At 63.7% G+C, this 19,309-nt stretch carries 16 protein-coding genes; 9 read left to right on the top strand and 7 right to left on the bottom strand.

Annotation, left to right across the window (positions count from 1 at the left end):
- Positions 1-4: 4 nt before the first annotated feature.
- A complete protein-coding gene (locus ACERK3_04015) occupies positions 5-784 on the bottom strand; it encodes a hypothetical protein (protein MFA9477455.1) in 780 nt (259 codons plus the stop codon).
- Positions 785-1,244: 460 nt separating this feature from the next.
- Between ACERK3_04015 and aroF the strand changes: the two genes are divergently transcribed.
- Positions 1,245-2,273, top strand: coding sequence for a 3-deoxy-7-phosphoheptulonate synthase (aroF, locus tag ACERK3_04010; GenBank protein ID MFA9477454.1), 1,029 nt, complete (start codon positions 1,245-1,247; stop codon positions 2,271-2,273).
- A gap of 18 nt (positions 2,274-2,291) precedes the next feature.
- Here the strand turns inward: aroF and ACERK3_04005 are convergent, their stop codons facing one another.
- Positions 2,292-3,206 (bottom strand): UbiA-like polyprenyltransferase, encoded by a 915-nt coding sequence (locus ACERK3_04005; protein ID MFA9477453.1) that lies wholly within the window; start codon positions 3,204-3,206, stop codon positions 2,292-2,294.
- A 148-nt stretch (positions 3,207-3,354) separates the two neighbouring features.
- Between ACERK3_04005 and ACERK3_04000 the strand changes: the two genes are divergently transcribed.
- The 4 genes from ACERK3_04000 to mamK all read left to right on the top strand — a co-directional run bounded on the left by ACERK3_04000 (position 3,355) and on the right by mamK (position 7,867).
- Positions 3,355-4,524 carry an ROK family protein gene (locus ACERK3_04000; protein MFA9477452.1) on the top strand — a complete coding sequence of 390 codons (1,170 nt, stop codon included), beginning with the start codon at positions 3,355-3,357 and terminating at the stop codon, positions 4,522-4,524.
- 82 nt (positions 4,525-4,606) lie between these two features.
- Positions 4,607-5,455, top strand: a complete 849-nt coding sequence (locus tag ACERK3_03995) for a sugar phosphate isomerase/epimerase family protein (protein ID MFA9477451.1) — start codon at positions 4,607-4,609, stop codon at positions 5,453-5,455.
- A 287-nt stretch (positions 5,456-5,742) separates the two neighbouring features.
- Positions 5,743-6,585 (top strand): hypothetical protein, encoded by an 843-nt coding sequence (locus tag ACERK3_03990; GenBank protein ID MFA9477450.1) that lies wholly within the window; start codon positions 5,743-5,745, stop codon positions 6,583-6,585.
- Positions 6,586-6,739: 154 nt separating this feature from the next.
- The gene (gene mamK, locus ACERK3_03985) at positions 6,740-7,867 is read left to right on the top strand and encodes a MamK family actin-like protein (GenBank protein MFA9477449.1); all 1,128 of its coding nucleotides are present in this window, start codon (positions 6,740-6,742) and stop codon (positions 7,865-7,867) included.
- 214 nt (positions 7,868-8,081) lie between these two features.
- On the opposite strand, the gene ACERK3_03980 is transcribed toward mamK, so the two are convergent.
- From ACERK3_03980 to ACERK3_03960, 5 genes are all read right to left on the bottom strand, one after another.
- Complete coding sequence (locus ACERK3_03980) at positions 8,082-8,300, bottom strand: cold-shock protein (GenBank protein ID MFA9477448.1); 219 nt, start codon at positions 8,298-8,300, stop codon at positions 8,082-8,084.
- A 468-nt stretch (positions 8,301-8,768) separates the two neighbouring features.
- A complete protein-coding gene (gene pnp, locus ACERK3_03975) occupies positions 8,769-10,916 on the bottom strand; it encodes a polyribonucleotide nucleotidyltransferase (GenBank protein MFA9477447.1) in 2,148 nt (715 codons plus the stop codon).
- Positions 10,917-11,358: 442 nt separating this feature from the next.
- Positions 11,359-11,628, bottom strand: coding sequence for a 30S ribosomal protein S15 (gene rpsO / locus ACERK3_03970; GenBank protein MFA9477446.1), 270 nt, complete (start codon positions 11,626-11,628; stop codon positions 11,359-11,361).
- A gap of 348 nt (positions 11,629-11,976) precedes the next feature.
- On the bottom strand, positions 11,977-12,468 hold the full coding sequence (locus ACERK3_03965; protein MFA9477445.1) for a cupin domain-containing protein: 492 nt from the start codon (positions 12,466-12,468) through the stop codon (positions 11,977-11,979).
- 97 nt (positions 12,469-12,565) lie between these two features.
- Positions 12,566-12,982 (bottom strand): hypothetical protein, encoded by a 417-nt coding sequence (locus ACERK3_03960; GenBank protein ID MFA9477444.1) that lies wholly within the window; start codon positions 12,980-12,982, stop codon positions 12,566-12,568.
- Between the two features lie 185 nt (positions 12,983-13,167).
- On the opposite strand from ACERK3_03960, the gene ACERK3_03955 reads away from it, so the two are divergent.
- The 4 genes from ACERK3_03955 to ACERK3_03940 all read left to right on the top strand — a co-directional run bounded on the left by ACERK3_03955 (position 13,168) and on the right by ACERK3_03940 (position 19,265).
- Positions 13,168-14,505, top strand: coding sequence for a beta-ketoacyl synthase N-terminal-like domain-containing protein (locus ACERK3_03955; GenBank protein ID MFA9477443.1), 1,338 nt, complete (start codon positions 13,168-13,170; stop codon positions 14,503-14,505).
- A 624-nt stretch (positions 14,506-15,129) separates the two neighbouring features.
- Positions 15,130-16,755, top strand: a complete 1,626-nt coding sequence (gene rny / locus ACERK3_03950) for a ribonuclease Y (protein MFA9477442.1) — start codon at positions 15,130-15,132, stop codon at positions 16,753-16,755.
- A 114-nt stretch (positions 16,756-16,869) separates the two neighbouring features.
- On the top strand, positions 16,870-18,081 hold the full coding sequence (locus ACERK3_03945) for a hypothetical protein (GenBank protein ID MFA9477441.1): 1,212 nt from the start codon (positions 16,870-16,872) through the stop codon (positions 18,079-18,081).
- Positions 18,078-19,265: a carbohydrate kinase family protein gene (locus ACERK3_03940; GenBank protein MFA9477440.1), complete on the top strand. Its 1,188-nt coding sequence runs from the start codon at positions 18,078-18,080 to the stop codon at positions 19,263-19,265. The genes ACERK3_03945 and ACERK3_03940 overlap by 4 nt, the downstream gene beginning before the upstream one ends.
- Positions 19,266-19,309: the final 44 nt, after the last annotated feature.

Here is a 19,309-nt window from a genome sequence, read left to right as displayed (position 1 = left end):
GCCCTCACGCCGCCGTGTCGAGCGTATCCACCGGAAACTGGCGGAACACACTGCGCGTCGGATCGAGGTCCTGAATACAACGGGCGATGTCGTCGCTGATCTGCCCCAGGTGGCCGACGAACCAGCCCGCCAGCGACGGGTGTGTCCCCAGCCGCTCGACCTGCGCCGCAACGTCCACCTCCGGCCGACCTGTCGGATGCACCGGCACGCACTGCACGAGCAACACGCCCGCACGGTCCGCGGCCTGATAGAGCAGGTCGGGCCCGTAATGATCACGCACCAGCAGCAGCGAATCGCCGCCGGCGGGCAGCAGTTGATTCTCATCCACACGGTCGACCATGAGCACACTACGAATCGCACACACCTGCCCGTTGACCAGTAAGCGCGGCTCCGGCTCGCCGGCGGTGTCGGGGTCTTCGCGCACGGACGTCAAGCCAAGCGTCACGCTTCGCCGATCGATCGTCTTCCCATCGGCAATCATGGTCATCGCAAACTCGTAAAGCGACTGCTCGCCCATGCCGGCCGGCCACCAGCGTTGCGGATGCACCAGTTCAAGCCGAACACTGCCGAGGCCCGCTTCAAGCTGCACCAACTGCCGGGTTTCGTCCTCGAAGCCGTCCGTGCCATGAATTTCGACAGCGACTTCAACCTGTCGATTCAGCCAAGGCGTCGCGTCATGCGGGAAGCGGGCGGCAGCAAGAAACTGCGCTTCCACCACCGCCTGTTCGTCATCGACATATCGCACCAACGGCCGAATGGAATCGAATCGTAATGGCGAACGCATGCCAAGTCTCCCCATTCAAGTGCGATCGAACACGGCAAGCCCAACACATCATATCGGTCCGAATGCACAAAAGGCTGATCATTTCTCCATACGCTTTACGCCCACACCACCTCCCCGGTTCTCCCCGGCCGTCGCATCAGGCGGCAATCGCCGATATCACGCAATGCCTGCGGATGAGCGCACTGAAACTGTGAACTATCGCGCGCGATAGCCGTTTCAAAAAAAGATTGACAAGCTTGCGTTTCGTGGCATAATTCCAAAGCCATGCAGCGCACACAGCGATTCTTTTTCGGCACCTTCTGGTTTAACCTGACGCCACCCGCGACAGGGCCTGTGTGGTAGTCGAAAGACTCGACTGATTCGCCAACACCCCACACCCTGACGCGGCGTCGCGTCAGGGTTTTTTTATTGCCTGAAACACAGCCGACCATACGCAGGAGTTCAACCCATGATCGTCATCATGCAACCCAAAGCTACGGAACAGCAAGTGCAACACGTCTGCCAACTGGTGAAAGATATGGGCCTCACCGACCACGTCATCCACGGCACAGAGTTGACCGTTGTCGCCGTGATCGGGGAAGACCGCCGCAAGGATCAGGGTCGGCTCGAACAGGCGCCGGGGGTCGACCGGGTCATGCGTGTGCTCGCTCCCTACAAGCTGGCTGCACGCGAGTCGCGGCAGGAGCGAAGCATCGTCCGCCTGAGCGAGCAATGCACGTTCGGCGGCAAGGACATCAGCATCATCGCAGGCCCGTGCAGTGTCGAAAGCGAAGAGCAGATCATGCAGACCGCCCGCATGGTCAAAGAAGCCGGCGCTCATGCCCTGCGCGGCGGCGCATTCAAGCCGCGCACCAACCCCTACGCGTTCCAGGGCATGGGCGAAGACGGCCTGAAGCTGCTCGCCGCGGCGCGTGCGGAGACAGGGCTTGCCGTCGTGACGGAGGTGGTGACACCAGATGATGTGGAGCTTGTGTCGAAGTACGCCGACTGCCTTCAGATCGGCACGCGCAACGCGCAGAACTACAAGCTGCTCGAAGCGGTGGGCGCACAGTCGAAGCCAGTGCTATACAAGCGCGGCATGTCGATGACGATTGACGAATACCTGCAAGCGACGGAGTACATCCTCGCCGGTGGGAACAACAACGTGGTGTTGTGTGAGCGTGGCATTCGCACGTTCGAAGACCACACGCGCAACACGCTGAGCCTCTCTGCCGTGCCGGAACTGCATCACCGTACGCATCTGCCCGTGGTGATTGACCCCTCACACGGCACGGGCCATGCCCGGCTCGTTCCCGCCATGGCACGCGCCGCGGTCGCGGCCGGCTGCGACGGTTTGGCAATCGAAGTGCACCCGGACCCGGAACACGCCCTGACCGACGGGGCGCAATCGGTCACGCCAGCGGTGCTCGCGGAGATGATTGCCTCCGTCCGCCGCGTCGCCGAGGCGGTCGACCGACGATGCGGTGAGCCGGTTACGTTGGCGGTGTGAACAGCGCGTCAATTCGACTCACACATTAACGCGCAACAGGACGTCAACGATGCCCGCTGCGCCCAGCAGCAGGCTGATCAACCCGTTGACGGTGATGAACACCAGCGGAATGCGATGCGCCTTCGAGCCGGCGATGAGCACATGCTCCAACACGAGCAAGCCCAGCGTCAACACCGCTGCGATGGCGAACGTCACGCCAAGCTGCGAACTGGTCATCGCCAGCGCGACCAGTGCCCCCGCTGTGACGAAGTGCAACATTCGACTGATCCAAAGCGCGGACGCAATACCAAGTCGCGACGGCATCGAATAAAGCCCCTGCTCGCGATCGACGCCCACGTCCTGCAACGCATAGATCACGTCGAAGCCCGCGACCCAGCAGGTCACCAGCAACGCCAGCAGCCAAGGCGTCGGCGACGCGAGGTAGCCTGGCTCAATCGCGATCACTGCTGCCAGCGGACTCAGCGCCAACGCCACCCCGAGCACGATGTGGCAAAGCCAGGTGAACCGTTTCGTGAAGCTGTAGCCCGCGAGATACGCCGCCACCGCCGGCGACAGCACCATCGGCCAGGGGTTGCCATAGAAAAACCAGAACCCCCCCGCCGCTACGACAAACGCCACCGCGAAGGCGATCGCCATCCCCAGCACAAACGGCCGCGTCAGCGACCCGCTGGGGATCGCACGCCCGGCCGTCCGCGGGTTGTCCGCGTCGAAGCCGGCGTCGGCCCAGCGGTTGACCGCCATCGCCAGCGTCCGCGCAAGCACCATGCACACGACAATCAGCACGAACTCGCCCACGCGCGGCAGCCGATCGGCCGACGCCGCCGCGAGAAACGTCGCCAGCAGCGCAAACGGCAGCGCGAAGACGGAGTGGCTCAACTTGATGTCGCGGGCGAGGATCGCCACCCGCGCGGGCAAGGGGGTCGCAGTGGTCATTGTGCTTTTGCTTCGAACGGCCGGGCCAGCCGGCGGGCCTGCGGATAACCGACTCAGGACGGATCGAGCCGAACAGGATAGCAGGATCGGCCAACAAAGCCCCATCGTGGGCCCCACTTTACTACCGCCGGCGTTATAATATCGAGTCATGCTACCCACCCCCCGAGAACGCCGACTGCTGGCGACGCTGCGACAGGCCGGGCCGTTAAGTCGGCGGGAGCTGCACGAGCGCACCGGCTGGCGGCCAAACACGGTGGGCAGCCTCGTCGGCGGCCTGCTGGAGCGGGGGCTTCTGTGCGAGGGCGAGGCCGAGCTAGTCGGCCGCGGTCGGCCGCGCGTGCCCGTGACGATCGACCCCGGTCGCCGGGCGGTGCTGGGCATGGCCCTCGAGCCCGGCCAGGTCAGCGCATGTCGGCTAAACCTGCTCGGCGAGCGGATCGACGACGTCCGACTCCGCGCCGCATCCGACGTCAGCGAAACCATGGCCGCGGCGAGCGAACTGCTGGCCACCAGCGATCGGCTGGACCAGGTGATCGCCGTTGGACTCAGCGTCACCGGCTTCGTCGACCCGGTGGCCCCGTCGATCCTGCTCAGCTCCGCCATGCCCGCCGCGACGCCGATCAGCCTCGAACCGGTGCACAAGGCGCTTGGCGATCTACCGCTGATTCTCGAAAACGACATGCACGCCCTCGCCGCACAGTGGAGCCTCACCCACGCCGCCGGGCCGGAGGAAGACATCCTGCTCGTGCTCGTCCGTGACGGCGCGATCGGCGCTGCCGTGCTCGTGGACGGACGCCCCAACCGCGGCTGCGTCGTCGGCGGCAACGAGCTCGGCCACACGCGCTTTTTCATCGATACCGACCGCTGCTACTGCGGACAGGTCGGCTGCCTCGAACGTATCGTCAGCTCCGCCTTCCTCCATCAACGTGGCGTGCCCACCGACTCGCGCCTGTTCGAACTGCTGGCCCGCGATACGAGCGACAACTCGGCGGTGCAAACCGTGCTGGATCACCTGGCCATCGCCTTGAGCAACGCGGTCAACTTCATCCGCCCCAATCGCCTGGTGATTGTCAGCGAGTTGGCCGACCACCCTGCTGTATGCGACCGCCTGACCGAGTCGGTGCGCAGCGGGCTGCTGTCCGTGCTCGCCAGCCGTGTCGGCATCGAAACATGGAACGGGCCCGACGGTGGCTTCGCCGAGACCGCCGGCTGGCTGGCGCTGGCGAGCCTCTACCGCCACGGCTGGCAGCCTTTCCCCACCGCCGAGACCGATCGCCCGCGACGCCGACGCACCCCACGCCAGCGTGCCTCTGCATAACCATGCGTAACCATTCGTAGCCACGCGTAACAAACCTTCCGCAACCACATACACAAAGTCATCCCACCAACGGAGCTACACGATGTCATTGAATCTCGACGAAAAACTGGGCGTATGCAGTTGGTCCCTTCAAGCCGAAAACGCCGCGGACCTCGCGCAGCGCGTTTCCGCCTGTGAACTGCCCTTCGTGCAACTCGCCTTGAACCCACTAGCCCGCCAGCCTGAGCAATGGGCCGATGTGAACAAGCATCTCGCCGCCGCGGGTGTGAGCATCCGTTCCGGCATGTTCGGCTGCGTGGGCGAAGATTACTCCTCACTCGAATCCATCCGAAAAACCGGCGGTCTCGTACCCGAACAGACCTGGCCGGAGAATCAAAAGATCATCGAAAACGCGATCCGCACCGCCGAGTCGCTTGGCCTGCGCCTCGTCAGCACGCACGCCGGCTTCATTCCAGACGCCGACGACAAACAGGCGTTCGAGCGCCTCGTCGAGCGTATTCGATGGGTCACTGACCGCTTCAAGTCGGTCGGCCTCACCTTGCTGCTGGAAACCGGCCAGGAAACCGCGAGCGTGCTGGAAACTTTTCTTCGCAAGGTCGACGCGCCCAACCTCGGCGTAAACTTCGACCCGGCCAACATGATCCTCTACGACAAGGGCGACCCCATCACCGCCCTCCAGCGGCTGTTGCCGTACGTCGGACAGGTGCACATCAAAGATGCCGTCCGCACGACCTCGCCGGGCACGTGGGGGCAGGAGGTGGCGGTCGGCGAAGGCGACGTAGACTGGCCCGCCTTCTTGCGTGTGCTCGATGAGTCGAGCTTCACCGGCGATCTGGTCATCGAACGTGAACGCGGCCAGCCTCACACCCGCATGAATGACATCCGTACGGCTCGCCAGTTGTTGCAGGACTGGATGGCTCAAGCAACCTGATCCAACCGCCTGGCCGTGCGTTGCATGACCGACCCTTGTTGTAAGCATCGAACAGGTGCCACGGCCTTTCGGCCGTGGCACTTTTATTGGGGTCGACCGGCAGCTTATAAAAGAATCCATCCGAACAAGCAGCGCGACCCGTATAATCATCACACTCCACCTGAGCGAACGCTGTTCGGCTCGATTTACAGGTTATGCTGACGTTTTGGTCGGCCCAGGGATCGCAATTATCCGATAGGCGTATCAGGGTGAAACCGGGGTTGCCTTGTGGGGATGAGCCCGCATTGATGGTTGTGTTGGAAGTCCGCGCTTTCCCCTGCGGGCCAAAACATTTATGCTGCTCGCGGGTTTGCAATTGTTCCTCGCCAGGGAAGATCAGGGTGCGCTACCGTTTTCGTGGACTTCATCGTGACACCGGCAAGCCGGTCGAAGGGTACGTCGAGGCGCCGGCAGAAGACGTCGCGTACGAGGTGCTCGGCCGCAATAACGTGGTCACCGAAGAGTTGCGCCCCGAGCCCAGACTCGAGACGCAACTCGATCCGATGCCAAATCAGGCATGGGACCTTGCCAACGCGCTTGAAAGCGCCTTTGATTCCGCCAGTCGTCAAGTCGCCGTCGACAGTCTGGCCGAGCGGTTTCGGGGGCAACGCGTATGGGTGATCGATCGCGAAAAAATTCGTTCGCAAGTGATGCGCCTGATCGACCGCGCCCTTCAACAAGGTGCGGCCGCGAAGGAATCCACCGAAGAGGTGCGAGAACGCATCGCCACCGCAATCGAGAAGATGTTCAAAGATCAGCGGAACCTCACCAGCCAGGCGCCGCCCCAAGGCGCCAACGGCGGTGGCGGAAGTGGTGCGCCAACAAACGAAGCACTCGAAAAACAGATCGATCGTCTCTCCCGCGTGGTTCAAGGGCTGGAGAAGGCCGTCGGCAACATCACACTCGCACTGCGCTCCGGCGGCGGTGGTGGTTACGGCGGACCCGTCCGCCACACCTACGAACGCCGCGATCGCGGCCCCGAGCAGAACAAGGTGCTGCTGGAGATCTTCGAAACCAACCTCGAACTTCAACGCGGCATCGAGCGCGGCGAAACCGGAGCCGCCTCGGATACTGAAAACGCGACCTCGTAGACCAATGGAGGCTCAGACGTAACCTCGATCAAATAACCGCATCGCCTCACCATGCGTACCATCGCCTGAACTGCAACGCCGCAGCTTCGCCGGCGGCCAGAACAGGTAATTGTTGTTTCAAAAAATTGGCAACCCACACTGAAGAGGACACACCATGACTCAGACCGAACCGACCGCCGGCGGCAAGCCGAACCCCCAGACCAAAGGCCGACCCGTCGGCTCAGGTAGCGACGAAGACATGGGCGACATGCGAAACGCCCTGCTGATCGGCATCGACCTTGGTACGTCGCGTACCAGCATCGCTTCGATCAACGGCGTGCGAAAGACCGTGGAAAGTTACGTCGGCTGGGCCAAGGACCCCGTCAGCCGTAAGCACCTCGGCCGGGACATTATCTTCGGCAAAGCAGCTCTGGATAATCGCCTCTCCGTCGACCTCTACCGCCCGCTGGAACATGGTGTGATCAAGCACACCGGCGACGGCGACGAAAAGAACGACGAATACAACAAAAACCTCGAAGCCGCGCAGGAACTCGTCCGCCACATCGTCCACATGACCGAGCCCGGACGTGATGACGTGCTCTACGGCGTCGTCGGCGTGCCCGCGCAGGCCACCAAGCGAAACAAGCAGGCCATCCTCGAAATCTGCCAGGGCGTGCTCGACAGCGTCATGATCGTCTCCGAGCCGTTCGCCGTCGCATACGGCATGGAACGCACCAGCGACGTGCTCGTGATCGACATCGGTGCCGGCACGACCGACCTCGTCCGCATGCATGGCACCATGCCCGGCGATGACGATCAGGTCAGCTTCAACATCGCCGGCGACGCCATCGACCGTAAACTCCTCGAACTGATTAAGAAAAACCACCCCGAAGCGCAGATCACCATCACCATGTGCAAGCGGATCAAGGAGCAGTACGGCTTCGTGTCCTCCGCACAGGATCGCATCATGGTGACCTTGCCCGTGGACGGTAAGCCCACCGAGCACGACCTGACCAAGGAAGTAAAGGAAGCCTGCGAGATTATCGTCCAGCCGATCCTCGACGGCATCCACAAGCTCGTCTCCAGCTTTGATCCCGAGTTCCAGGAGAAGCTGCGTAACAACATCATTCTCGCCGGCGGTGGCGGTACGCTCGACGGCCTGAACAAGCGGATCGAGGACGGCCTCGACCGCGTCGGCGGCGGCAGCGTCACCGTGGTCGACGAGCCGATGTACGCCGGTGCCAACGGTTCCCTGCAACTCGCGGCCGACATGCCCGCCGAGTACTGGCAGCAGCTCAAGTAAGCCGCCGTCAGCCAGACATCACAGCAATCCAACAAAGACGGGCGCAGCGCAAGCTGTGCCCGTCTTTTTTTAGTACTCAACGTAACCAGGTAACACGGATAAACCTGCAGCGCCGTGCCGCAGGCTCACTCAGTTGCTGTAGGAAAAGCACACGGACCGAGGCCGACCCCCCGGCCGCGGTCTGGTACAGATCACCCGCGCGATCGGCGGCAGTTCAGGCGTTGACTTCATCGAGCCGTTCGACGGCCCGAGCCTGCCAGCCTTTTTCGCCTTCGATGAGTTCATAGCTCACCGACTCGCCGTCCTTCAACGAGCGGAAGCCGTCCCCCTGAATCTGGCTGTAGTGAACGAATACGTCCTGCCCGGAGGGGCCGAGGATGAATCCGTAGCCCTTCTTAGGGTCAAACCATTTGACCTGCCCGCGAGTAGACATGAGCCCTTCTCCTGTCGTGCTAGGGCGCACAGCAAGGACCGCCGAAGACTACGTCCGCGTCGCTCCCCGTCGCATCTAGAATCAGCCCATGCACACTCAACGAGCGATGCCATCGCGGGGAACCAGCGTACGATCCCGAGATCCCCAACTGTGAACTGGCATTGAAACCGGCGGAAACATCGCCGACTACAACGCCCCCCAAGGTTAATCTGGCGCATCCAACCGGTGGCACCCCCTAGGCGCCCCCCTAACCGATCGAAGCGTGAATGCTGGCGCAGATAGTACCCGTTTTATTGCATGAGGGGAACCCCCTTTTTCTCAAAACAACCATTTCGATCAACTTTTCCTGATATATGAGTCTCAAATTGGACAACCACCCTCTCCAAGCCACTCCAAAGGAAAAGGCCCCGGTCTAATTGACCGGGGCCTCGAACACTTTTCAGATATAAGCACCTTCAAACGAAAGAGTCAGGCATCCACCGATTCAGTGGACTTCTCCGCCTCGATCGCCGCTCGGCGCGAAAGCTTGACTCGGCCTTGATCGTCGATGTTGATCACCTTCACGCGAACCTCGTCGCCGACCTTGACGATGTCCTGCACGTTCTGAACAAAGCCATCCTCCAGTTCGGAAATATGGCAGAGCCCGTCCTGGCCGGGGATGACTTCGACGAACGCACCGAAGTCCTTGATCGACGTCACCGTGCCGGTGTAGATCTGGCCCAGCTTGACCTCGGCGCCAATCTTCTCGACCTCTTCCAATGCACGCTCGGCCTTGCCGGCGCCCACGGCGGAGATGTAGATCGTGCCGTCTTCCTCGATCTCGATCTTCGCGCCGGTCTTTTCTTCCAGGGCACGAATCATCTTGCCGCCCGGTCCGATCAGCTTGCCGATCTTGTCCGGATGGATCTTGGTCGTGAGGATGCGCGGAGCATACTGGCTGATCGACTCGCGATGCGAAGGCAGCGCCTTCTCGATCATCTCAATGATCTCGACCCGGTTCTTGCGAGCCAGTTCGAACGTCTTCTTGATCTGCTCAAGATTCAGGCCACGGATCTTCAGGTCAAGCTGGATGGCGGTGATGCCTTCCCGCGTGCCGGTGACTTTGAAGTCCATGTCGCCGAAGTGGTCTTCCTCGCCCTGGATGTCGGTGAGGTAGACGTCGTCCTTGCCGGGCGTGTCACCCTGGATGATGCCGATGCTGATGCCCGCCACGGGGGCCTTGATCGGCACGCCCGCGTCCATCAACGCCAGCGTCCCGCCGCACGCCGAGGCCATGCTCGACGAACCATTCGATTCGAGAATGTCGCTCACAAGTCGAACGGTGTACGGGAAGTCCGCCACGTCCGGCAGCACGGGGGCCAGCGCACGCTCGGCGAGCTTGCCGTGGCCGATGTCGCGACGCGACGGGCCGGTGATTCGCTTCGTCTCGCCCACCGAGAACGGCGGGAAGTTGTAGTGCAGGTAGAACTTCTCAGCGTACTCCTCACCAAGGCCGTCGACAATCTGTTCGTCTTTGCCCGTACCGAGGGTCGCGGTGACGAGAGCCTGCGTTTCGCCGCGGGTGAAGACACCCGAGCCGTGCACGCGAGGCAGCACGCCGACTTCGCAGGTGATGGTTCGCAGTTCGTCCATCTTGCGGCCGTCGGTACGCGTGCCGCCACGAATGATCTCGCGGGTGATGACCTCTTCAAGGTCGTGGATGATGCCCTTGGCCTGCTTGCGCCGGTCGCGCCACTTGTTGTACACGCCGACGCCTGCGTTTTCGTCAGGCTCGGGCAGTTCGTTCTCGATGAAGTCCTTGATCGCCTTCGACACGGCGGCCTGGCGTTCGAGCTTGTTGCCGTCGGTGGTCTTGGCGGCCTTGAGCGGGCCGGCGAGCTTGTCGTTGACCAGCTTGACCAGGTCGGCGTCCGGCTCGGGCGTGTCGTTGACTTTCTCGTTGCCGGCCTTGGAGACCAGCTCATCGATCAGGCCGACGACCTGCTTGACCTGCTCATAGCCGAACTCGATGGCCTCGGCCATCTGATCTTCCGGCAGCTCGTAAGCGCCGACCTCGATCATGTTCAGCCCGTCCTTGTGACCGCACAGCAGCATGTCCAGGTCGGAGTAGGCATTTTGCGCCGTGGTCGGCATGATGACCAGTTCGTCATCCACACGACCGACGCGAACGTTGCCGACCGGCCCTTCGAAGGGCACATCGCTGATCGCCAGCGCCGCCGACGCCGCGATGCCCGCGAGCACGTCCGGTTCGTTCTGGCCGTCGTAGGCGAAGACCCAGCACTGGATCTGCACCTCGTCCATGAAGCCCTTGGGGAACAGCGGCCGAATGGGTCGGTCGATGTTCCGCATCGTCAGGATTTCTTTCTGGTTCGGCGCGCCTTCACGCTTGCGGAAGCCGCCGGGGAACTTGCCTGCCGCCGTCACCTTCTCGCGGTAGTCGACGGTGAGCGGGAAAAAGTCGATGCCTTCGCGAGGCGACGAGCGGGTCACGGTGCCCATGACGACGGTTTCGCCATACTGCACGAACACAGCGCCGTCGGCCTGCTTGGCCCACTTGCCGGTTTCGATGCTGAGCGTCCGGCCGCCGAGTTCCATTTCAACACGGTGGAAAGCCATAATTCTGTTCTTCCTTGACAGGGTCGGTCAGGTGGAGCGTACGTGCGAACACGAGACCCTTCGCGTCGGTTCGCGCTCCGGGAGGCTCGACCTTTGCCAGGAAGCAGAAGACAGATGACTGGGCGCAGTGCGTCGCGAAGCGGGTCGCGGATAGAGAATCGGCCGACAAATTCTGGCAGCAGCGGATCGATACGGCCTGCTGCCTGACGACTTCGACACTGCGTCGAGTCCACTGCCGTCTGCAGCCTTTTCCGCTTCCGCGGGGCAAGGTCGAGACGGAAAACTTACTCTTCTCGGACAGGCCGACGACCACACCAACGCCATCGGCAATGCCCGCATGCTTGCACAGCGGGCGTCAACGTCGGCGGTTCGTCACCGTGCAACCGCTTCAACCGCCGCCGATCGAACGACGGGCGCGAGCGGGACGAACAGCCTTAAGGTTTTACTTGCGCAGCCCAAGTCGGCCGATCAGCGCCTTGTACGCTTCACGATCGTTGGCGGCGAGGTAGCGAAGCAGGCGCTTGCGCTTGGAAACCATGGTCAGCAGGCCGCGGCGGGACGAAAAGTCCTTGCGGTTGCCTCGCAGGTGCTCGGTCAGGGCGGTGATGCGCTCGGTGAGGATGGCCACCTGCACCTCCGGCGAACCGGTGTCCTTGTCCTCACGGCGGTAATCTTCAATCACCGACTGCTTCTTTTCGGCCGTAATCGTCATCGTCGTGTCTCGAGCGTGTTCCTGTCACATCATGCACCGGCCACCGGGCTCGGCGCGGAGATTCCGCATCTTCACCATTTGCGAAGAATGGAGAAGTTTAACACCGCAAGCCGCGTCTGGCAATGCAGGGGGAAGGGGTTTGTGGTTTCTCGTTTCTGGTTTCTCGTTTCCGGTTCGGGGAAGAGGATATCCAAGCCGAGCCCTGAGCGAGTCCGCGAGCGAAGGGCCGGATCTGTCGGAATTGCTAATTGCTGATTTCTAATCGCTGCCAGAATCGGGAAGGGTCCCCAAATCAGCAATTAGCAATCCTCTCTCGCCCCCGCCTTCGCCCTCGCGAACGCTCGCCGCTCACCGCCGCCGCGGGTCGTCAGCCGGATCGAGGTAATCGATCTCCCACGGCCCCATGCTGGTCAGTTGAATGACCGTCTCACCCTCGGTGTACGCGTAATGCTCCATACCCGGCGGCATCGTCGTGTAGCTGCCGGCCTCCATCACGTTCGCCGCGTCGCGGTCGGCTTCGCTGCCGTGGCCAAGCAGGAACGTGCCCGAGAGCACCGTCACCCGCTCGTAGCCCGGGTGGGTGTGCGGGGCGATGTGGAAGCCGTCGGGCAGCCTCAGCCGCATCGTAAACAGCCCCGGCTGACTCGGGTCACCCTCGAGCACCGCGAACTCGGCACCATCCTCCAACGACGCCGGACCGTCCTGCCACGCGATATCGTCGGCAAGGTGAAGGATGTGGTGATCCGGCCCGAGCGTTGTCGGCGTCATGGGCGCGTTCGCCTGGCAACCAGTGAGCAACAAGCCCCCAGCAAGTACGGACGTCAAAATCAGACGTGACATCGGCGTGCCTCCTTTATTAACCCAAAAGGTACGCAACAGATTGCGGGGGCAGAACGCCTGCCACGCGCAGCCGATGCCCCCGGTGTTTTATCTCATTCTAGACCCAGACACTCACGAACATCGCGTCCTCGGTCATCTTGCCGATCAGTTTGCCGACGCTGGTGGTGACGAACTTCACCTCGTACTCCGGGTGGGCGTCGAGCCAGTGGTTGATCTGTTCGTCCATGTGTTCGACCGCGTCGAGCCGAAGCTTGGCGACGAAGGTCTTGACATGGATCGCCCCTTTGCCGGTGATGTTGGGTTGGCGTTGCCAGTTGTCTTCGTGGGGCACGCGGGTGTCGAATGTCTGGATGCGCCGGGATCGGCCGGGCGGGGCGGGCTCGCTAGCCGCGTCAATGTCGATCGGCTGAAGCTCATCCATGTCAACCACCTCATCATCCTCGTCGGGCTCGATGGGCGTGGCGTTGGCGAGCAGTTCTTCGTCGGAAAGGATGCGTTTTTCGTGCGTGGCCATGAGCGAACCTCCGAAGCCGGGAGAAAGGGGCGTCGAACTCGGCGGGGTCGGACGTGACGTGAGAGCCGACCTCGCCACGGTACGGCTGCCCCTAGTTTAATGGATCAACCGATCCTCAATCAAGGACAAAACCGTCCGGTTTGACGGCTGAGCCATGCCAGTACAATGCCCGCCCTGTGAATGAGATGCCTGCCAATACGAATGCTCCTTCGCGAGGCGACGGTCGGCCCCGGAACGCCCCCCGGCCCGCCGCCCGGATCGTCATCGCCGGACTGGGTCTGGTGACGCCGCTGGGCCACGCCGCGTGGGAGACGTTCGCTGCCCTGCTGGCCGGTCGCACGCTGGCCGAGCGTGCCGAGCGGCCCGACCACATCCCGGCGGACGTGGCGGGGGTCGACCTGGTGCGGGCATTAGGGGCGGTGCGGGTCGCCCAGCACGGGTCGAGCGACCCGAGCATCGACCTGGCCGAGCGAGCCGGGCGTGAGGCGATGTTTCAGGCAGGCCGGCAGCCGCGCGACGTGCCCATGGTGCTCGGCACGAGCAAGGGCGCAGTCAAAGCCATGACCGACGCCCGCGAAGCCCTGCTGCAAGCGCTGGCCCGCGGCCAGATGGACGATCCGCCCACCCGCCTTACCCACCAGGCCGAGGCCGTCGTGCACGGCCCGCAAGGCCACCTCACCCGCCAACTCCACCACCGCCTCGGCACCCCGCCGCACCGCCACGTCGTCGCCGCCTGCGCCTCCAGCCTGACCGCCCTCCACTACGCCCGCGACCTGCTGCTCGCCGCTGCAAATTCGAAATCCGAAATCCGAAATCCGAAATCGCCCCCCACCGCCCCCGACCACGTCCTCGTCCTCACCGCTGACGCCGCCCTGCTGCCGGCGTTCATCCATAGCTACCGTCGGCTGGGCGTGCTCGCTCCGCTGACCACAACCGACTATCGGCAGCGCCCGCTCGACCGCCGGCGACAGGGGTTCATGCTCAGCGAGGCCGGCGCTGCCGTGCTGCTCAAGCGTCTGCCACCGGGTGTGGAGCCGGGCATCGGCGAAATCGAGTTGCTCGACACCGCCGTCGCCGCTGAGACGCACGACATCATCCGCCCGGCCCCGACGATGCCGGCCCTGCGCCACGTCGCCCGCCGCCTGCTGGCCGAGCGTGCCATCGACATGCTCCACCCCCACGCCACCGGCACGCCGGAGCACGACCCGCTCGAACTATCTATTTATGCCGACGTGCTCGACGAGGTCGCCCCGTCGAGCCATCGTCGGCCGACGCTCTACGCCAACAAGGGCGCGCTGGGCCACAGCCTCGGCGCCGCCGGCCTGACGGCGTTCGTGCTCGCCTGCATGACCCTCCGCACCGGCCAACGTCCGCCGATGCCCTGGCTGGCCGAGCCGATGGCCGAGGCCCGGGGCTTCACGCTCACGGCAGACGCCGGCCCCTGCTCCCGCACCGGCACGCACGCCATCTTCGCCGCCGGCTTCGCCGGCCACGTCGCCGGCGCGGTCGTGCAGCGGCATTGAATTGCCTCCAACCCGTAGCCGAAAACCGTCCGCCAGCAACGTCCGTGTAACCCGCTGCGCTTGACGGTGGGGAACCGCTGGGGGTAGCATCCGCGATTGCGACAAGCCACGACCGAATCTGCAAGGGTCGCGCGTTGGGTTTTGCGGCGCGATCTTAAAGCGGTAGCCGGTCGTACCACTGTCAGGCTCAACACGGCACGCCCCGGGCAGTTTTCGCCCGCGTGGAGGCCGATCAGCCGGGCTGGCGTTTCAGTTGCCTGCCTGGCCGTCTGGTTTACCAGACGGGATAGATTGACGATGCATAAGATCTGGCTGTTCATGACGCGTTTGTTTGCCCCGCTCTCGACACTTGCCCTGCATCTGCAGCGCGACGGGGGGCCTTGCCGACCTTTGGAACGTTTCGCTGGTTCCGGGCGCAGATTATGCCCGGTGGTCGCGGTGCGTCCGAGGGCTCGACTTAGCGTACTGCCGGGCCGATCGTCAATCCCACGCTGATCGACTGCGCGCTGCTGGCGCCCGACCCGCTTGTGCGGGAACCGGGCCCACTGCTCGAGCGTGCCCCAACACCGGTTCCGCCGTGACGGTACACCGTCAGGCCATGACCGGACGAAAGGGGCTCGCCCGTTGTTCGTTCATAATTCCATCCTTGCACAGACCAACCTCACCCCCGGCCTCATCGGCGTAATGATCGGCCTGGCCATCGGTGCCGCCGTCGCCCTGCTGCTCGCCCGCCTGCTCGGCACGCAGACGCTCGGCCAGGCCCGCAAGCAAGCCGACGACCTTCTCGAAAAAGCCCGCTCTGACGCCGAGAACCTCAAAAAGAAGCTCGAACTCGATGCGCGTGACGAGATGGCCTCAAAACGCGACGCCTTCGAAAAAGAAGTCGAGGGCATGCGGACCGAGATCAAGGAGCAGGAACGCCGAGTCACCAAGCGTGAAGACAACCTCGACCGCAAGCTCGACACGCTGACCACCAAGGAAAAATACCTCGACGATCTCGACGCCAAGATCAAAGACCGCGAAGCGAAGGTCGACGAACGCGAAGGCGAGCTTGATGACCTCATCGAGCAGAACAAGCTGCTGCTGGAAGAGGCCCGCAAGGAGCAGAAGCAGACGTTGCTTCGCCTGAGCAACCTTTCGGAAGACGACGCCCGCAAGGAAGCGCTGAAGATCGTGGAGCACGAAAGCCAGCACGAAGCGGCGCAGATCATCCAGCGCAACATGGAGAAGGCCGACGAAGAGTCGAAGGACAACGCGCTGAAAATCACCCTCCAGGCGATCCAGCGCTACGCCAGCGAGCACACTGCCGATTCGACTGTCTCGGCGATCGCCATCCCCAGCGACGACATGAAAGGCCGCGTCATCGGCCGCGAGGGCCGTAACATCCGCGCCTTCGAAAAGGCCACCGGCGTCGACGTCATCGTCGACGACACACCCGGCGTGGTCGTCGTCTCATGCTTCGACCCCGTCCGCCGGGCAATCGCCGCCGAGGCGCTTCACAAGCTGCTGGAAGACGGCCGTATCCACCCGACACGCATCGAAGAGATCGTCGAGCAGATCCGCAAGGAGATCGGCCAGCGCATCATCAAGTTCGGCCGCGATGCCTGCATCGAAGCCAACATCCAGGGGCTGCACCCCAAAATCTCCGAAATGGTCGGCCGACTGCACTACCGGATGTCCTACGGCCAGAACATCCTCCGACACTCCATCGAAACCGCCTACCTCTGCCAGGTCATCGCCAACGAACTCGGCCTCGACGGCGACCTCGCCCGACGCGCCGGCTTCCTCCACGACATCGGCAAAGCGATGGACCACGACATCGAGGGCGGCCACCCCGCCATCGGCATGGAGTTCTGCAAGAAGCACGGCGAAAAAGAAGCCGTGCTCAACGCCATCGGCGGCCACCACAACGACATCCCCAGCACCACGCCTTACACGCCCATCGTCATGGCCGCCGACGCCATCAGCGGCGCACGCCCCGGTGCTCGCCGCGAGACGCTGGAGAAGTACGTCCGCCGGCTGGAGCAACTCGAAGGCATCGCCCGCAACATCAAGGGTGTCCGCGAGGCCTACGCCATCCAGGCCGGCCGGGAGGTTCGCGTCGTGGTCGACCCCGAGTCGGTCGACGACGCCAACTGCATGTATGTCGCCCGCGACATCGCCAAGCAAGTCTCCGAGGAGATGACCTTCCCCGGCGAGATCAAGGTCACCGTGCTTCGCGAGATGCGCACGATCGAATACGCTCGCTGATCCGTCGGCAGGCCGACCGCAGACGGTTGGTGTGGCGGGATATAGGGTCAATCGAACGATAGCGGCCCGGCTTGAACACTTGTTCAGATTTTGGCCAGTCGGTACACTCAGCCGATGGACCACGCCAACCGTTCAACCGTCGTCAAGAGCCTCGACGCCAAGCTCGCGCGCATTCACGCCGACCCCAGCGGGTCGAAGGATTTCATCCTCGCGGACGCGAAGGATGCGGACATGGCCCACGGCCTCGCTGCACCGGGCCAATCGCCCGAGCAGCACAACAGCGAAGCCCGCTACCGCACCCTGGCTGAGTATCGCGACCAGATCCGTCGCAACGTCAAACAGGGGCTGGTCGACATCATGCTCATGAGCGCCTCCACCGGCGAGGTACTTACGATCAAGGACCAATTGTTCCGCGACAGCCACATCACCCCCGCCTGCCGCGCGAACGACACCACCGAAGTCTGGCTTGCCCAAGGCGGCCGCTACGGGCAGGAGCCCAGCCGACCGTTCCGCACGGCCACGATCGACCACATGATGTGCGGCCGCGCCGAGTGCGCGCCCGGGCAACGCACACTCGGCGTCGACCTCGGCCTCTACTCGCTGACGTTCAACAACAACGTCGGCCTCGACCACAAGATGCTCGAACAGTACCGCGACTTCCGCGTCGAAGCCGAGCAGAAAGGCTTCCGACACTTCCTCGAACTGTTCGACCCCAACGCCTGCGGCGACGCATGCCCGCCCGATATCGGCCGATTCCTCAACGACCACATTGCACGCACCCTCGCCGGCGTCACCTCCTCCGCCCGACCGCTGTTCCTCAAGATGCCCTACCACGGCCCGAAAGCCATGGAAGCCCTCGTCACGTATGACCCGCACCTGGTCGTCGGCATCCTCGGCGGATCGAGCGGCACGACCTTCGACGCTTTCCATCAACTCTGGGAGGCGCGCAAGTACGGTGCCCGCGCCGCGCTCTACGGCCGCATGATCAACAACAGCGAACATCAGGAATCGTTCATCCAACACTTGCGCTGGCTGGCCGACGGCGAATTGAACGACCCCGCCGAGGCGGTGCGTTCCTACCACGGCGCGTTGCAGAAGGTTGGCGTGCAGCCCTACCGCCCGCTTGATGACGACCTCAAGGCCACGCCCCGCGGCAGCAGCTACGACACGACCAAGTCTAAAACCTCGGTCGTCGCCAAGCCCGGTACTGCGGCGCAGCCCGCCGCCGGCAATGGCTCGTCCGATGACGCGCCGGATTTCGCCGCCATGACACCGGAGCAGAAGGTCAAGTGGAACCTCAATCGCTGGAAAAAGGTGCTCGGATGACGCGGGCGGCACAGCCGACAGATCGCGTCGTCGTCGCCGGGCACATCTGCCTTGATCTGATCCCTACTTTCGCACCCGGCAAGACCGGCGTACGCCTGGACCCCGGCACGCTCGTACAGGTCGGCCCGGCGTTGCGATCCACCGGCGGCGCGGTTTCCAACACCGGGCTCGCGCTACACCGCCTCGGCGCAGACGTCACACTCATGGGCAAAGTCGGCGACGACCCGTTCGGCCGAGACGTGCTCGAACTGCTTCGCCAGCGCGACCCGGCCCTCGCCGAGGGCATGGCCGTCGTGACGGGCGAACATACCAGCTACTCGATCGTCGTCAGCCCGCCGGGCGTGGACCGCATGTTCCTGCATTGCCCCGGCGCGAACGACACGTTCGGCCCGGAAGACATCAACCCCGACAGGCTCGCCGGCGCGAAGCTGCTGCACTTCGGCTACCCGCCGATCATGAAGCGAATGTACCGCGAAGGGGGACGCGAACTCGCGCAGTTGCTGTCCGAGGCCCGTCAACTCGGCACGGCGACAAGCCTGGACACCTGCGATCTCGATCCCGACACCGAAGCCGGCCAGACCGACTGGCGCAGCTTGCTTGAGCGCGTGCTGCCTCATGTGGACGTGTTCGCACCGAGCTTCGACGAATTGTGCTACATGCTCCAAGGCCCGGCCAACGAAGTCGGTTCGCCAACACCAGAGCGTCTGGCACGGTTGGCGGAAACACTGCTCGCGATGGGCGCAGCGGTGGTGGTCATCAAACTCGGCGAGCATGGCCTGTACCTGCGAACCACCGACGACCGCGCCCGCCTCGAACAAGTGCCCGGCGACCTGTTGCGCGATATCGACGCATGGCTCGGCCGTGAGTTGCTCTCGCCCTGCTTCGAAGTCGAAGTGGTCGGCGCCAATGGCTCGGGCGACTGCACCATCGCGGGCCTGCTGGCGGCGATCCTGCGCGGCGAAACACCCGAGCAGGCCGCCACCGCCGCCACCGCCGTCGGCGCGTGCAACGTCGAATCCGCCGACGCCACCACCGGCGTCCGCCCCTGGCCCGAAGTCGAAGCCCGACTGAAGCAAGGCTGGGCTCGACGCAAGCCTGCGTCTGCCTTCGCCGACTGGGCGGCCCACGCCGGCGACATCCGCACCGGCCCGCATGACCGTCCCCGGCAGCAAGCGAGCGCCTGATCACACCCCGCCACCACTGCCCCCGCCGACAGACCGCGTCTGCT

This window comes from Phycisphaerales bacterium AB-hyl4, from assembly GCA_041821185.1.
In the GTDB taxonomy this organism is placed as follows: Bacteria; Planctomycetota; Phycisphaerae; order Phycisphaerales; family Phycisphaeraceae; genus Natronomicrosphaera; species Natronomicrosphaera hydrolytica.
The sequence above is the reverse complement of the archived record's forward strand: the minus strand, read 5'-3'. Positions and strand labels throughout refer to the sequence as shown.

What these genes read in the sequence shown, in the direction of transcription:
- ACERK3_04015 (MFA9477455.1), bottom strand. Translation starts at nt 784, where the DNA reads ATGCGTTCGCCATTACGATTCGATTCCATTCGGCCGTTGGTGCGATAT.
- aroF (MFA9477454.1), top strand. Translation starts at nt 1,245, where the DNA reads ATGCAACCCAAAGCTACGGAACAGCAAGTGCAACACGTCTGCCAACTG.
- ACERK3_04005 (MFA9477453.1), bottom strand. Translation starts at nt 3,206, where the DNA reads ATGACCACTGCGACCCCCTTGCCCGCGCGGGTGGCGATCCTCGCCCGC.
- ACERK3_04000 (MFA9477452.1), top strand. Translation starts at nt 3,355, where the DNA reads ATGCTACCCACCCCCCGAGAACGCCGACTGCTGGCGACGCTGCGACAG.
- ACERK3_03995 (MFA9477451.1), top strand. Translation starts at nt 4,607, where the DNA reads ATGTCATTGAATCTCGACGAAAAACTGGGCGTATGCAGTTGGTCCCTT.
- ACERK3_03990 (MFA9477450.1), top strand. Translation starts at nt 5,743, where the DNA reads ATGGTTGTGTTGGAAGTCCGCGCTTTCCCCTGCGGGCCAAAACATTTA.
- mamK (MFA9477449.1), top strand. Translation starts at nt 6,740, where the DNA reads ATGACTCAGACCGAACCGACCGCCGGCGGCAAGCCGAACCCCCAGACC.
- ACERK3_03980 (MFA9477448.1), bottom strand. Translation starts at nt 8,300, where the DNA reads ATGTCTACTCGCGGGCAGGTCAAATGGTTTGACCCTAAGAAGGGCTAC.
- pnp (MFA9477447.1), bottom strand. Translation starts at nt 10,916, where the DNA reads ATGGCTTTCCACCGTGTTGAAATGGAACTCGGCGGCCGGACGCTCAGC.
- rpsO (MFA9477446.1), bottom strand. Translation starts at nt 11,628, where the DNA reads ATGACGATTACGGCCGAAAAGAAGCAGTCGGTGATTGAAGATTACCGC.
- ACERK3_03965 (MFA9477445.1), bottom strand. Translation starts at nt 12,468, where the DNA reads ATGTCACGTCTGATTTTGACGTCCGTACTTGCTGGGGGCTTGTTGCTC.
- ACERK3_03960 (MFA9477444.1), bottom strand. Translation starts at nt 12,982, where the DNA reads ATGGCCACGCACGAAAAACGCATCCTTTCCGACGAAGAACTGCTCGCC.
- ACERK3_03955 (MFA9477443.1), top strand. Translation starts at nt 13,168, where the DNA reads ATGCCTGCCAATACGAATGCTCCTTCGCGAGGCGACGGTCGGCCCCGG.
- ACERK3_03945 (MFA9477441.1), top strand. Translation starts at nt 16,870, where the DNA reads ATGGACCACGCCAACCGTTCAACCGTCGTCAAGAGCCTCGACGCCAAG.
- ACERK3_03940 (MFA9477440.1), top strand. Translation starts at nt 18,078, where the DNA reads ATGACGCGGGCGGCACAGCCGACAGATCGCGTCGTCGTCGCCGGGCAC.